Origin of the sequence: Pseudomonas sp. WS 5410 (assembly GCF_012985645.1) — a bacterium.
Taxonomy (GTDB): Bacteria; Pseudomonadota; Gammaproteobacteria; order Pseudomonadales; family Pseudomonadaceae; genus Aquipseudomonas; species Aquipseudomonas shahriarae.
Genome location: NZ_JAAQWS010000015.1, coordinates 42,194 through 56,426, shown reverse-complemented (window position 1 = coordinate 56,426; position 14,233 = coordinate 42,194). Strand labels below are relative to the sequence as shown.

Below are 14,233 nucleotides of genomic sequence, written 5' to 3'. Positions count from 1 at the left end.
TTGACAGGACTACGGTAGTCCGCACGCCGCATAACAATAAAAAAGGGACGCTGTAATGACCGCCATGACCCGTCGCCTGGATCGTCCTGGATTCATGCCACGTCTGTCTTCCCACCATTTGCTGCGCCCACGCCTGGCCGAGCCGTTGCGGGGTACCGAGGCGCGGGTCCGGTTGCTGTGCGCGCCGGCCGGCAGCGGCAAGAGTGCCTTGTTGGCCGAATGTGCCCTGCAGGCCCCGGCGAGCTGCCAAGTGTATTGGTTGCCGCTCAATGGCGCGGCTTTGGCCCCGCTGGATTTCTGCCAGCGCCTGGCCCAGAGCCTGGGCCTGGCGTTTGTCGACGAAGCCAGCTTGCTGCTGGACCTGAGCCGCTGGCAAGCGCCGGCCTGGCTGTTTCTCGATGACTATTGCCGGGTGTCGGCACCGGCCCTGGATGCCTTGCTCGACCGGGTGCTGACGGCCAGCAGCCCGGCTTTGGTCTGGTGGCTGGGGGCGCGTCGCCGCCCGGCCTGCAATTGGCCGCGGCTGTTGCTCGATGATGAATTGTGGGAGTGCGGCGGCACCGAGTTGGCGTTCGATCAGCGCGAGGTCCAGCAACTGCTCGAGCATCACGCCGCCGCCGGGCAGACTGCCGACAAGGTCCTGCAATTCAGCGCCGGTTGGTGCGCTGGGGTGCGTATTGCCCTGCTGGAAGGCGACAGCCATCCCGACAGCGGCGCCTGGCATGGGCGTTCCCAGACCCTGCTCGACTATCTGCAGCACGAGCTGTTCAGCACCCTGCCTGAAGAGCTGGAGGAGGCCTGGCGCGTACTGGCGCACTTGCCACGTTTTAACCAGGGGCTATGCGAACACCTGTTTGGCTTTGGCGATGGCGCCGACTACCTGCGTGAACTTCAGGCCCTGGGGGCGTTTATCGAGCCCTGGGAAGACTCGCCGGACTGGCTGCAGGTCTTCACGCCCCTGGCCCAGTTGCTGCGCGACGAACCCTGGCCGGCCCGGCGCTCCTGGCACCGGCGCGCCTGCCAATGGTTCAGCGCGGCCCAGGATTGGCAGGCGGCGTTCGAGCAAGCGCTGTTGGCCGAGGAGTACGAAGCGGCGGTGAGCCTGTTGGAGCACTTCAGTTTCGAAGACCTGTTCCGTCAGCAAAACGCCGTGTTGTTGTTGCGCCTGCATGAGCAGCACGGTGACGAGTTGATGCTCGGCTCGGCGCAACGGGTGGGGCTGGTCACCGCGGCCTTGCTGTTTGCCGGGCGTTTCGAGCAGGCCGCGCAATGTGTTGATCAACTGGCACGTTTCACCCCGCAACCCACGGCCGCCTTGCAACGGCATCTGCTGGCGCGCTGGCAGGCGCAGTGGGGGTGGTTGTTGCATCTGGGGGGCGAAGCGGTGCGGGCCCGCGCACACTTTCTCGATGCGTTGAATGATTTGCCGGACAGCGCCTGGACGTCGCGCCTGATGTGCCTGTCTGGGCTGACCCAGCAAGCGCTGTTGCGCGGCGAACTGGACGTGGCCCAGGCCCTCAACCGCGAGGCGCTGTGCCTGGCGCGGGCCCATGGTTCGCTGTTGCTGGAGGCGCTACTGGAACTTGATCATGCGCAACTGCTGGAGCAGCGGGGCGCACCGTACCGGGCCCAGAGCCTGCTGGAAGGCGTGCAGGCCATGTTGATCCAGCAGCGTCTCAAGACCGGGCCGCTGATGGGCCGGATTGCCTTGCGCCGAGGGCATCTGGCACTGCGCCAGGGGCATGACGCCCTGGCCACCGAATGCCTCGAAGCCGGCCTGGGCATGTGCCTGCATAGCCAGGACAAGCGCGTGCTGTATGGCTTCCTCGGGTTGGCAATGCTGGCGGCCAACCGCGGCGACTACGCCCAGGCGTTTATCCAACTGCGCGACGCCGAGCGCCTGATGCAGCGCCGGCAGGTGCCCGATACGGTGTACCGGGCGGTGTTGCTGTTGCTCAGCGGGCATTTCTGGCTGCAGCAGGGGCGGGCCGAACTGACCCTGGAAGCGGTCAGCCGGGTGCTGCGCCATTATCACGGCCCCCACGCCAAACAGGCGCCGCCGGCGACCCTGGAGTTGATCCCCCGGCTGGAGTATCTGCTGGTGCTGGCCCAGGTCAAACTGCGCCGTGCCGAGCACCCCATCCAGCGGCTCACCGCCTTGCTCGACACCGCCCGCGAGTCTGGCATGCAGTGCCTGGAAGTGGAGTTGCAGTTGGTGCTGGGCGAGGTGGCCTGGCAACTGGGGGAGAAAGCGCTGGCGGTGCGTGCGCTGCAAACCGGTCTGGCCCTGGCGGCGCGCTGTCAGGTGCAGCAGGCGGTGCGTGAACTGCGCCTGCGCCAGCCGGGGTTGCTCAGTGAATTGGGGCTTGAACCTCAGGAGACAGTGGCGGCGCCGGGGGAAAACCCGTTGAGCCAACGGGAGCTGGAAGTGTTGCAACTGATCGCACTGGGCAACTCCAATCTGGAAATTGCCGACCTGTTGTTTATCTCGCTGCACACGGTGAAGACCCATGCACGGCGGATTCACAGCAAATTGGGGGTGGAGCGGCGCACCCAGGCGGTGGCCAAGGCCAAGAGCCTGGGCCTGATGGCCTGAGCGACGGTACTACAGGCAATGGAGATCAACTGTGGGAGCTGGCTTGCCTGCGATGGCGGTGGGTCAGTTGATACATTCTGCGACTGACCCACCGCCATCGCAGGCAAGCCAGCTCCCACATTAACCTGTGTGCATTCAGTATTGGTGGATCAGGGTTGATAACCCATCCGCCAACTCACCGCCTGGCTCGCTGCCAGCAATTGCCGGGCCGCCGGTCCATCTTCATCGGCATGGAACAACGAGGTCGGCCCCACCACCGTCATCACCGCCACCACCTGCCCCAGCGCATTGAATACCGGCGCCGACAGCGCATCGACCCCCGGCATCAGCAAACCATGCACAAAGTGCAGGCCACGCTGGCGAATCTGCTCACAGGCCTGCACATACGCCTGGTCGTCCGCCAGCGCATGGGCGATGCCGGCCTGGATTTCCTGCGCGCGCAGGTCAACGGTTTCGCGCTCTGGCAAAAACGCACTGAACACCAGCCCCGTCGAGGAGCTGAGCAGCGGCAGCACCGAGCCCAATTGCGTCACCACCGTGACCGCACGCACCGCCGGTTCGATATGCACCACGGTCGCGCCGTGGTTGCCCCATACCGCGAGAAAGCAGGTTTCATTCAACTCGTCGCGCAGCTGCGCCAGGGGCAGGGTGGCGACTTTCAGTACGTCCATGCTGCCCAGCGCCGCCAGCCCCACGCGCAAGGCCTCGCGGCCCAGGCCGTAATGGTTGGTGGCCGCGTTCTGTTCGGCAAACCCCGAGGCAATCAGGGCCTGCAAGTAGCGGTGGACCTTACTGGCCGGCATCTGCACGTGCTCGGCCAGACGCGACAGGGATGTGGCCGGCGACAGTTCGGCCAGGGCCTTGAGGATGTCGGTGCCGACTTCGGCCGAGCGGACTTTCTGTTTACCGGTGTCGCGGGGGGCGGGCGGCTTTTCCATGGAGAGCGTGTGTCCGAAAGACGAATGGCGGTCTTTATAGCTTGACGGTCGATACGGAGCAAATTACGTTATGCGTAACTGGATTACGATAAAAACAACTTCCTTACTGAGGACGATCCATGACCCTCGATTATCAATCGGGCTTTGGCAATGAATTCGCCAGCGAAGCCTTGCCAGGTGCACTGCCGGTCGGCCAGAACTCCCCGCAAAAAGCGCCCTACGGGCTGTACACCGAACTGTTCTCCGGCACCGCGTTCACCATGGTGCGCAGCGAAGCCCGGCGCACCTGGATGTATCGCATCCAGCCGTCGGCCAATCACCCGGCATTCATCAAGCTGGACCGGCAACTGGCCGGCGGCCCGCTGGGCGAGGTCACGCCCAACCGCCTGCGCTGGAACCCGCTGGATATACCTGCAGAACCCACCGACTTTATCGACGGCCTGGTCGGCATGGTGGCCAACGCCGGCGCCGAGAAGCCCTCCGGCATCAGCATCTATCACTACCGTGCCAACTGCTCCATGGAGCGGGTGTTCTTTAATGCCGACGGCGAACTGTTGATCGTCCCTGAGCAAGGCCGCCTGCGCATCGCCACCGAACTGGGGGTGCTGGAGGTCGAGCCGCTGGAAATCGTCGTGTTGCCACGGGGCCTGAAATTTCGCATCGAGCTGCTGGATGCCCAGGCTCGCGGCTACGTCGCCGAAAACCACGGCGCGCCGCTGCGCCTGCCGGACCTGGGGCCGATTGGCAGCAATGGCCTGGCCAACCCCCGGGACTTCCTGACCCCGGTCGCCCACTACGAACATCTTTCGCAACCTACGCCCCTGGTGCAGAAGTTCCTCGGCGAGCTGTGGGGCTGCACCCTCGACCACTCGCCGCTGAACGTGGTGGCCTGGCATGGCAATAACGTGCCGTACAAATATGACCTGCGCCGCTTCAACACCATCGGCACGGTGAGCTTCGATCACCCGGACCCGTCCATCTTTACCGTGTTGACTTCGCCCACCAGCGTTCACGGCCTGGCCAACCTCGATTTCGTGATCTTCCCGCCGCGCTGGATGGTGGCCGAGAACACCTTCCGTCCACCCTGGTTCCACCGCAACCTGATGAACGAATACATGGGCCTGATCCAGGGTGCCTATGACGCCAAGGCCGAAGGCTTCCTGCCCGGCGGCGCGTCGCTGCACAGTTGCATGAGTGCCCACGGCCCGGATGGCGAGACCTGCACCAAGGCCATCGCCGTCGACCTGGCGCCGCACAAAATTGATAACACCATGGCCTTTATGTTCGAGACCAGCCAGGTGCTGCGCCCGACCCGCTTCGCCCTGGATTGCCCGCAATTGCAAAACACTTACGACGCTTGCTGGGCCACGCTGCCGGCAACCTTCAACCCGAATCGGAGATAAGCCATGACGCAGTCCACTCTCACCCGCAGTTGGGTGGCCTCGGCCAACGGTCACACGGATTTCCCCCTGCAGAACCTGCCCCTGGGCATCTTCAGCCACAACGGTTCGGCACCGCGCAGTGGCGTGGCGATCGGCGAGCACATTTTTGATCTGCAAGCGGCCCGTGACCTGTTTGACGGTGAAGCGCGCCGCGCCATCGACGCTATGGCGGACGGCCAACTGAACGCCTTCTTCGAACTGGGCCGCGGCCCACGGGTGGCACTGCGCGAACGCCTGCTGGAACTGCTCGCCGAGGGCAGCAGCCAGCAAGCCCAGCTGCAAGCCCTGGGCGCCCAGGTGTTGCCACTGGCCGCCGATTGCCAGATGCACCTGCCGGCGAAAATCAACGATTACACCGACTTCTACGTCGGCATCGAACACGCGCAGAACGTCGGCAAACTGTTCCGCCCGGACAACCCCTTGCTGCCCAACTACAAGTACGTGCCGATTGGTTATCACGGCCGCGCCTCGACCATCCGTACCTCCGGCACCGAGGTGCGCCGGCCCAAGGGCCAGACCCTGCCAGCCGGCCAGACCGAACCGACCTTCGGCCCGTGCGCACGCCTGGACTACGAGCTGGAACTGGGCATCTGGATCGGCCAGGGCAATGCCATGGGCGACTCGATTGCCATTGGCGATGCCGCCGAGCATATCGCTGGCTTCTGCCTGCTCAACGACTGGTCGGCCCGCGATATCCAGGCCTGGGAATACCAGCCACTGGGGCCGTTCCTGTCGAAAAGCTTTATCACCAGCATCTCGCCCTGGGTGGTCACGGCCGAAGCCCTGGAACCGTTCCGCAAGGCCCAGCCCGCGCGCCCGGCCGGCGATCCACAACCGCTGCCGTACCTGCTGGACACCCGTGATCAGGCCGCTGGCGGCTTTGATATCGAACTGGAAGTGCTGCTGACCACCGCCGCGATGCGCGAGCAGAACCTGGCGCCCCATCGCCTGACCCTGAGCAACACCCAGCACATGTACTGGACCGTGGCGCAAATGGTCGCGCACCACAGCGTCAACGGCTGCCAGCTGCAGGCCGGCGACCTGTTTGGTTCGGGCACCCTGTCGGGCCCCGAGGCCGGTCAGTTCGGCAGCCTGCTGGAAATCACCGAAGGCGGCAAAAAGCCGATCGAACTGGCCTCCGGCGAAGTGCGCAAGTTCCTTGAAGACGGCGACGAAATCATCCTGCGCGCCCGCTGCCAGCGTGAGGGATTTGCCTCCATTGGTTTCGGCGAATGCCGTGGCACTGTGGTCGCCGCGCGCTAAGGGGGCGAGGGGATGGAGCTCTATACCTACTATCGTTCCACGGCGTCTTATCGGGTGCGCACCGCCCTGGCGCTCAAGGGCCTGGACTTTACCGCGCTGCCGGTCAACCTGCTGGTGCCCAAGGGCGGCGCCAACCGCCAGCCCGAGTACCTGGCGATCAACCCCCAGGGCCGTGTCCCGGCGTTGCGTACCGACGAGGGCGAACTGTTGATCCAGTCGCTGGCGATCATCGAATACCTGGACGAACGTTATCCACAGGTACCGCTGCTCGCCAAGGACCTGGCGGCCCGCGCCCATCAGCGTGCAGTGGCGTCGATCATCGGTTGTGACATTCACCCGCTGCACAACTCCAGCACTCAGAACCTGCTGCGTCAGTGGGGGCATGACGAGGCGCAATTGCTGGAGTGGATCGGGCACTGGATCAGCCAGGGCCTGGGCGCCGTGGAGCAATTGATCGGTGACCAGGGCTATTGCTTCGGTGACCAGCCAGGGCTGGCGGATGCGTTTCTGATCCCGCAGTTGTATGCGGCAGAGCGCTTCAAGGTGGCGCTGGAGGGTTACCCGCGAATCCTGCGTGTCGCGGCATTGGCGGCCAAACACCCCGCCTTCATCCAGGCCCACCCCTCCAACCAACCTGACACCCCCTAGATCCATGTGGGAGCTGACTTGCCAGCTCCCACGAGTGATGCCCCATAAAAATAAAAAGGTCCTTGCGATGCACAATCAGATTGCCAGCTTTCGCGCGGCACTCGACGCCCGTCCGGTGTCGCGCTACCAGTGGTTGATTCTCCTGTTGTTAGCGTTGTTGCTGGTCACCGATGGTTACGACGCCCAGGTGTTGGGTTACGTGGTCCCGGCCCTGGCCCAGGACTGGGGCCTGGAAAAGGCCGCCTTCGGCCCGGTGTTCAGTGCCAACCTGCTGGGGCTGACCTTGGGCTCCCTGGCTGTGACGCCCCTGGCCGACCGTTTCGGCGTGCGCCGCATCCTGCTCGCCTGCGTACTGATCTACGCCAGCCTCACGGTGCTGATGGTATTCGCCAATTCCCTGAATACCCTGATGGCCGCGCGCTTTATCTGCGGCATTGGCATGGGCGGCGCGATGCCCAGCGCCATGGCCTTGATGTCGGAATATTCGCCACCGCGTATGCGCACGTTGATGGTGACGCTGGCGGCCTGCGGGTTCTCGTTCGGTGGGGCAGCAGGTGGTTTTGTCGCGGCGGGGTTTATCGACAGCTTTGGCTGGCAGGCGGTGTTCCTCGCCGGTGGCGTGACGCCGTTGCTGCTGTTTCCCTTTCTGGTATGGCTGCTGCCTGAATCCTTGCCGCGTTTGTTGCGCGATGCACCGCCCTATACGCGCCTGCAGAAAGTCACGGCGCGCATGCTGCCCGGTTGGCAGGCACCGGCGGCCAGCGAAGAACAGAATCGCCAGGAGCAGGGCAGCAAGCTGACTGTCGTGGAGTTGTTTCGCAATGGCTATGCACGGCCGACGCTGCTGATCTGGTCGACCTTTTTTGTCAGCCTGATCCTGCTGTATTTCATGATCAGTTGGTTGCCGTCACTGCTGCTGGAAAGTGGCATGGCCTTGAACAAAGCCAACCTGGTGACCTCGATGTTCCTGTTCGCCGGCACCCTGGGCGCGATTGGCATGGCCTGGTTTGCCGACCGCCTGAAAAGCAAAGTACGCCTGCTTTCCGGTGTATTGGCGGCAGCGGCGGTGTGCACGATTCTGTTGGGGCTCAACCATGACAACCCGCGTTACCTGGTGGCGTTTGTGTTTGCGGCGGGCTTTTGCATCATCGGCGGCCAGTTGACCCTCAATGCATTTGCCAGCAACTTCTACCCGGCCCATGTACGTGCCACGGGCACCGGCTGGGCACTGGGTGTCGGGCGGTTTGGTTCGATCCTGGGGCCGTTGTTTGGCAGCATGTTGCTGGCGATGCACGTGCCGGTGCAGCAGATTTTCTTCTTCTGCGCGATTCCGGCGGTGATCGCCGCGTTGTTGATCATTCAGGTGCGCTCGCCCGAGGCCAAGGCGCCGGTTGAGATCCTTCAGCACCCGCTTGAATCCTGAGGGGCAACCCCCTTATTTGTGGGGGCCGTCGAGCCCCAGCGAGGCTGCGATGGGGGCGACGCGGTTCAAGGTCAGCCCCCGTCAATGCACCACCGCCCCAGGCGGCAAATGCCCCAGCCGCTCCGTCAGGCGCAGCCGCTGCACCGGGTCTTCACTGAGCAACAGCGCATGCTCAAGATCGAAGCGCTCGGCATTCGGGCAATCCAGGTGCTTGTACAGACTGGCCCGCGCCAGATAGTCGGCGGCGCTGGCGTCGCCCAGCTCCAGCACGCGCTCGGCGTCGATCAGCGCCGCGAGGTGATGGTCATTGGTCAGGTGCAGTTGCCGCAGGTTGCGCGACAGCCGCTGCAGGATCAGCCGCGGCTCGGCGCTGCGCAGGTGTTCGGCTTGCAGCTTGAGATTGGGGCCGTACTGGCGTTGCAGCAGTTCGCGGCAGTCGTTGGGGTACAGCCGCCGCCCGCCGCAGGGGTCGAGCAAATGATCGGCACCGCTTACCCGCAGCAGGAAGTGCCCCGGAAAATTGACCCCCACCATAGGGATCTCCAGGCGCCGCGCCAACTCCAGGGCGATCAGGCCCAGGGCCAGGGGTTGTCCACGGCGGCGCTGCAACACCTTGTCCAACAGGGCGGCGGCGGGGCGCAAGGGGGTGAAGTCATCCTGGGCGAACCCCAGGTCATTCATTATCCGCAGCAACGGCTGGCCCAGTTCATCGGCCGGCAGCAGCGGCATGCCGAGGCTGACTTGCTGTTGCAGCACCGTGAAGTCAGCCAGGATCGCCTGCGGGTCCACGGCAGGGTCGTGCTCGGCAGCGATCCATAACGCGGCCTCAAACAGCGCCGGAGGCGAGCGGTGCAGGCATTCGAAAAAGGCTTGGCGGGGATTCATTGCATTCTCCGTCGGATGTCCCGTTTTAGCCTTGCCAAGAACTTTCGTCCAGCTTCTTGAGAACCGGCCTACCTGGATATGTCGCAAAGCCTGTAATTACGGGCTGCTTATTCCTGCACGCTCCGGCAACCTTTTCCCGGCAGCCTATACTTGGCGACTACAAGAAGTGATTCGGGAGCTTGACGATGTTTGCTCTCATGCACAGCACCCGCCTTGAATCCCTGCACCTGAGCGTTGACCCGGTGACCGGGTTGAAGGCGGTCATTGCCATCCACAGCAGTCGCTTGGGGCCGGCCCTGGGTGGCTGTCGCTACCTGGCCTACCCCGACGATGAAAGCGCCGTGGCCGATGCCGCGCGCCTGGCCCAAGGCATGAGTTACAAGGCCGCGCTGGCCGGTCTGCCGGTGGGCGGTGGCAACGCGGTGATCATCCGCCCGGCCCATGTGGAAAGCCGCGCCGCGCTGTTCGAAGCTTTCGGCCGGTGTATTGAGCAGCTCGATGGCCGCTATATCACCGCCATCGACAGCGGCACCTCTGTGGCCGACATGGACTGCATCGCCCAGCACACGCGCTTTGTCACCAGCACCACCGCCGCCGGCGACCCGTCACCCCATGCGGCCATGGGCGTATTCGCCGGCATCCGCACCGCCGCCATGGCCCGCCTGGGCAGCGACAACCTGGAAGGCCTGCGTGTGGCAATCCAGGGCCTGGGCAACGTCGGCTACGCCCTGGCCGAACAACTGCACGCCGCTGGCGCCGAATTGCTGGTGAGCGATATCGACCCTGGCAAAGTGCAACTGGCCATGGAGCAACTGGGCGCCCACCCGATTGCCAACGAAGCCTTGCTCAGCACCCCGTGCGACATTCTCGCGCCGTGCGGCCTGGGCGCCGTCCTCAACCGCCAGAGCGTCGCCCAACTGCGCTGCGCCGCCGTGGCCGGCTCCGCCAGCGCGCAACTGACCCACCTGCAAGTGGCCGACCAATTGGAGGCGCGTGGCATCCTCTACGCACCGGACTACGTGATCAACTCCGGCGGCCTGATCTATGTCGCCCTCAAGCACAACGGCGCGGACCTGGCGACCATCACCGCGCACCTGTCCAACATCGGCACCCGCCTGACCGAAATCTTCGGCCACGCCCAGGCCGAAAAACGCTCACCTGCGCGGGTGGCCGATGAACTGGCCGAGCGCCTGCTGTACGCCGAGCCCTTATTAAAAAGGCCCTGAATCAACGATTCAGGGCCTGTTCAATTCGGGCTTTATTCCGCCGCCGGGTTCAGCAACTCGGACAACGCATCCGGCTGGCTCTTGAACGCCTTGGCAAACACATCGCGATTCTTCGCCATGTAGATCCCGGCTTCTTCCACCTGCTGCTCGCTCAGGGACGGCACGGCTTTTTGCAACACTTCTGCGAGCAACTCAGCGAGTTCAAGCATCTTGTCATGACGGTCAGCTTCGGCTTTATCCATGAACAAACGCTCCAGATCTCGGCTGCTGCGGTATACCACTTCGACGGCCATTCACCACCTCACATGCCTTCACGATAGTTGTCTATTGCGACTACTGTATTTATATACAGCTAAAAGGATAAGCCAATCCATGGGGTTTGGGTAGCAGCTTTTTAATGTAGTTGGGAAATGGGGGTTTGCTACAACGGAAATTTCTGACAACTTGCCGGGGTTGCGCTGGATTTGTCCGGTGGCTTACCTTCCTCGGGCGCTGCGTATGCAGCGAGTGGGCTTGGCGGCCCGGTAGAAGGTAGCGCAACGACCCCCCAACAAGATTGCTGGCGTTTTAACGCCTGCTTTCCTATGTCATGGCGGGTTGCGCAGGGACCCTTCGGGGTGCTGGGTTTCTTCTTACCGGTCCGCCAACCTTGTGCAATCCGTCACCCAATCTGCTTGGCGGCAGACGGCGGTGGATCTCCATTCGATCAAGAAGAGATACGCCATGAAAAAGAACTCCCCCAACCCCCCAGACAACTCACGCAATGACGCTCGGCTGCAAGCGGCTGCCAATCGGGCCATTGATCACTACTTGCGGTCTGAATTGCTTCAACCTGCTCCGGAGCCCCCCGCGACGCTTTTCAGCGTAACGCCTCGGGCTGACACGCAAACCTTACTGGTCAACGCCAGCGAAACCTTGAATAGCGCCCGTGAAATGGCAAGCACACTGGCTTTTGATCTTGATGGCTCACAGCGCAGCTTGCTGTTGGCAATTCACCAGTTGGTGGAGATGGGTGGTTTACTGGTTGACCGCGCGCTAGAGCAGGTGGCATAGGCCGATCCCAATACACAGGAGCTGGCAAGCCAGCTCCTACAAAATCGGCATAGGCTTTGAATTTTTATCGAGACTTCTTTTCCCTCAGATATCCCCGCAGATACCCAAGAGCCCGCCGCCAGTTATGACCGCTGGTTCCGTTCCCAGGTGAACGCTGCCCTTGATGATCCAAGCCGTGGCGTCCCTCATGATCACGTCATGGCAGAAATGCGGGCGCTGATTGACGTCAAGGTCGCAAGACATTCAATTGATTGAAGTGCCTCATATCAAGCCGCCATCATCTCACTCTGCAATCCCTGGCCTTTTTTCTGCATGCCTAACTATCGTCACGCCGAACGGGCATTATCCGATCAGCCGTGAGGCACGACGCAGGTATTGGCCGGGTTGGTTATTTTTTAAACAGTGGTGGTGAGCAATGACAGAAATGAAGTGGGCCGACAAAGTGCGCAAAAGCCTGCACGCGAATGCAGATTCCCTGGGCAACCTGGCAGTGGAGGCGTTTCACTATCTGGCGCTTTTTGGTATCGGTGCAATCACCGCCTATGCGGCAATAATGACCTTTATCGACATGTTGCAAAAAGGCGGCATCAGCGTTGATGACATCCTGTTGCTGTTTATCTACCTGGAGCTGGGCGCCATGGTGGGGATCTACTTCAAGACCAACCACATGCCGATCCGCTTCCTGCTCTACGTGGCGATCACGGCGTTGACCCGCCTGCTGATCGGCGACGTGTCCCACCACAATGCCCCGGACCTGGGCATCATTTACTTGTGTGGCGGGATTCTGTTGTTGGCGTTCGCCATCCTGGTGGTGCGTTTTGCTTCGTCGCGCTACCCATCGGTCAAGGAAAAGTCCGAATCCTGAGTCAGAGCCCGGCCGCGATGGGCGGCCGGTTGCTCGGCGGGCGCTGCAGCAGTTTGTGACTGTCGCCGTCGGTCATCACTGCCAAAATCTCCATGGCGCTGTGCCCTTGTTCAATGGCAATGCCGAATTGCACACTTTGCACCATGCGTTTGAGGCGTTGCGGGTCGTTGCGTTGTTCGGCGCTGATCATGCGTTTGGCGACCACGCCGCTGTCGTCGGAGAGGGTCAGCATGATGCTGCCGTCCAGGCGCTGGATGCTCAGGTTGACCCGGTATTGGGGGGCGAACGTGTCGGTGATCAGTTGAAAAGGATTGTCCATGGTGCGTTACCGCCTGATAAGAACATGCACTGATTGACGACCGGTATGGCGATTGGTTCGTGTTGCCTGACCACCGGTCGCAAGCTCCGTTTTCCTTCAGTGGGTGTACAGCAAGGGGCGTGCCGTACAGCTATCTTTCTGACGACGAACTGCCCCTGTGGGAGCGGGCTTGCCCGCGATTGCGGTGGATCAGCCAACCATTCAGTGACTGATGCAGCGCTATCGCGGGCAAGCCCGCTCCCGCAGGTTGATCTGTGCAGTGAGCTGTTTCAGGGCACCAGCGAGAAAATGACCGCCGACAGCGCAATCAGCCCCACCAACACCACAAACACATTCGACACCTGGCCCGAATACTGGCGCAGCGATGGCACGCGGCGGATTGCGTACATCGGCATCAGGAACAGCAAGCACGCGATGATCGGCCCGCCGAGGGTTTCGATCATGCCCAGGATGCTTGGGTTGAACGTGGCCACGGCCCAGCAACTGAGGATCATGAACACCGCGGTGCAGCGTTCCAGCCAGCGCGCCGACAAGGTGCGGTTGCGCCCGCGCAGGGTTTTGACGATCAGGCCCTGGAAGCCTTCGCTGGCGCCGATGTAGTGGCCGAGGAAGGATTTGGTGATGGCCACCAGCGCGATCAACGGCGCCGCGTAGGCGATGACCGGGGTCTGGAAGTGGTTGGCCAGGTAGGACAGGATCGAAATGTTCTGCGCCTTGGCGGCGGCAAGATCAGCCGGTGACAGCGCCAGTACGCAACTGAAGCAGAAGAACATCACCGTCAGCACCATCATGCCGTGGGCCGTGGCCAGGATGCCGCTGCTCTTGCGTTCGGCTTGGGCGCCGTACACGCGTTTCTGGTCCACCGCAAAGGCCGAGATGATCGGCGAATGGTTAAACGAAAACACCATCACCGGAATCGCCAGCCACAGGGTCTTGAAGAACACCGGCAGGGGCATGCCCTCGCTGGCGGAGGCGAAGAACGCGCCGTTCCAGTTGGGGATCAGGCTTACGGCCAACAGCAGCAAGGCGGCGACGAACGGGTAGACCAGCACGCTCATGGCCTTGACGATCACGCCCTGGCCGCATCGCACAATGGCCATCAGGCCGAGGATCAGCACCAGGGACAGGATCGCCCGTGGCGGCGCAGTCATGTGCAGTTGGTGTTCCATGAAACTGCCGAGGGTGTTGGTCAGCGCGACGCTGTACACCAGCAGGATCGGGAAGATGGCGAAGAAGTACAGCAGGGTGATCAGCTTGCCGGCGCCGACGCCGAAATGTTCTTCCACCACGTCAGTGATGTCGCCGGATTTGCCCGACAGCACAAAGCGCGTCAGCCCACGGTGGGCGAAGAAGGTCATGGGGAAGGCCAGCAGCGCCAGTACGATCAGCGGCCAGAAGCCGCCGACCCCGGCGTTGATCGGTAGAAACAGAGTGCCAGCACCGATGGCGGTACCGTAGAGGCCCAGCATCCAGGTGGTGTCGTGCTTGCTCCAGCCGGTCGTTACGGTTTGCGTGACAGCAGCGGGATTTTCGGCAGCAGGTGTACGTACATCGGTCATCGTTATTGCCTCATTA

Annotated in this window: 14 protein-coding genes; 9 read left to right on the top strand and 5 right to left on the bottom strand. The window is 62.6% G+C overall.

Annotated features, from left to right (window positions below):
* Window positions 1–55 precede the first annotated feature (55 nt).
* Window positions 56–2,596 carry a LuxR C-terminal-related transcriptional regulator gene (locus HBO24_RS20675; RefSeq protein WP_170060210.1) on the top strand — a complete coding sequence of 847 codons (2,541 nt, stop codon included), beginning with the start codon at window positions 56–58 and terminating at the stop codon, window positions 2,594–2,596.
* Window positions 2,597–2,745: 149 nt separating this feature from the next.
* Here the strand turns inward: HBO24_RS20675 and HBO24_RS20670 are convergent, their stop codons facing one another.
* Complete coding sequence (locus HBO24_RS20670) at window positions 2,746–3,534, bottom strand: IclR family transcriptional regulator (RefSeq protein ID WP_057958335.1); 789 nt, start codon at window positions 3,532–3,534, stop codon at window positions 2,746–2,748.
* A 119-nt stretch (window positions 3,535–3,653) separates the two neighbouring features.
* Here HBO24_RS20670 and hmgA point away from each other — a divergent pair, with 119 nt between their 5' ends.
* The 4 genes from hmgA to HBO24_RS20650 all read left to right on the top strand — a co-directional run bounded on the left by hmgA (window position 3,654) and on the right by HBO24_RS20650 (window position 8,310).
* Complete coding sequence (gene hmgA, locus HBO24_RS20665) at window positions 3,654–4,937, top strand: homogentisate 1,2-dioxygenase (protein WP_170060209.1); 1,284 nt, start codon at window positions 3,654–3,656, stop codon at window positions 4,935–4,937.
* Window positions 4,938–4,940: 3 nt separating this feature from the next.
* A complete protein-coding gene (gene fahA, locus HBO24_RS20660; RefSeq protein ID WP_057437832.1) occupies window positions 4,941–6,239 on the top strand; it encodes a fumarylacetoacetase in 1,299 nt (432 codons plus the stop codon).
* A gap of 12 nt (window positions 6,240–6,251) precedes the next feature.
* Window positions 6,252–6,887, top strand: a complete 636-nt coding sequence (maiA, locus tag HBO24_RS20655; protein WP_170060208.1) for a maleylacetoacetate isomerase — start codon at window positions 6,252–6,254, stop codon at window positions 6,885–6,887.
* Between the two features lie 67 nt (window positions 6,888–6,954).
* Window positions 6,955–8,310, top strand: coding sequence for an aromatic acid/H+ symport family MFS transporter (locus tag HBO24_RS20650; protein ID WP_057437836.1), 1,356 nt, complete (start codon window positions 6,955–6,957; stop codon window positions 8,308–8,310).
* Between the two features lie 81 nt (window positions 8,311–8,391).
* On the opposite strand, the gene HBO24_RS20645 is transcribed toward HBO24_RS20650, so the two are convergent.
* The gene (locus HBO24_RS20645; protein WP_057437838.1) at window positions 8,392–9,195 is read right to left on the bottom strand and encodes a tetratricopeptide repeat protein; all 804 of its coding nucleotides are present in this window, start codon (window positions 9,193–9,195) and stop codon (window positions 8,392–8,394) included.
* 185 nt (window positions 9,196–9,380) lie between these two features.
* Here HBO24_RS20645 and HBO24_RS20640 point away from each other — a divergent pair, with 185 nt between their 5' ends.
* Window positions 9,381–10,421 carry a Glu/Leu/Phe/Val dehydrogenase dimerization domain-containing protein gene (locus tag HBO24_RS20640; RefSeq protein WP_057958339.1) on the top strand — a complete coding sequence of 347 codons (1,041 nt, stop codon included), beginning with the start codon at window positions 9,381–9,383 and terminating at the stop codon, window positions 10,419–10,421.
* A 32-nt stretch (window positions 10,422–10,453) separates the two neighbouring features.
* Here HBO24_RS20640 and HBO24_RS20635 read toward each other — a convergent pair whose 3' ends face one another.
* On the bottom strand, window positions 10,454–10,714 hold the full coding sequence (locus HBO24_RS20635; RefSeq protein WP_003188807.1) for a YebG family protein: 261 nt from the start codon (window positions 10,712–10,714) through the stop codon (window positions 10,454–10,456).
* A gap of 430 nt (window positions 10,715–11,144) precedes the next feature.
* On the opposite strand from HBO24_RS20635, the gene HBO24_RS20630 reads away from it, so the two are divergent.
* From HBO24_RS20630 to HBO24_RS20625, 3 genes are all read left to right on the top strand, one after another.
* Complete coding sequence (locus HBO24_RS20630; protein ID WP_170060207.1) at window positions 11,145–11,474, top strand: DUF6124 family protein; 330 nt, start codon at window positions 11,145–11,147, stop codon at window positions 11,472–11,474.
* A gap of 66 nt (window positions 11,475–11,540) precedes the next feature.
* Window positions 11,541–11,729, top strand: coding sequence for an antitoxin (locus tag HBO24_RS29655; protein WP_262153157.1), 189 nt, complete (start codon window positions 11,541–11,543; stop codon window positions 11,727–11,729).
* Window positions 11,730–11,889: 160 nt separating this feature from the next.
* Entirely contained in the window at window positions 11,890–12,339 is a 450-nt protein-coding gene (locus HBO24_RS20625) for a phosphate-starvation-inducible PsiE family protein (protein WP_032857668.1), read from the top strand.
* A 1-nt stretch (window position 12,340) separates the two neighbouring features.
* Here the strand turns inward: HBO24_RS20625 and HBO24_RS20620 are convergent, their stop codons facing one another.
* A complete protein-coding gene (locus tag HBO24_RS20620) occupies window positions 12,341–12,658 on the bottom strand; it encodes a DUF3509 domain-containing protein (RefSeq protein WP_170060206.1) in 318 nt (105 codons plus the stop codon).
* Window positions 12,659–12,927: 269 nt separating this feature from the next.
* Entirely contained in the window at window positions 12,928–14,217 is a 1,290-nt protein-coding gene (locus HBO24_RS20615; RefSeq protein WP_057437841.1) for a serine/threonine transporter, read from the bottom strand.
* Between the last annotated feature and the right edge of the window lie 16 nt (window positions 14,218–14,233).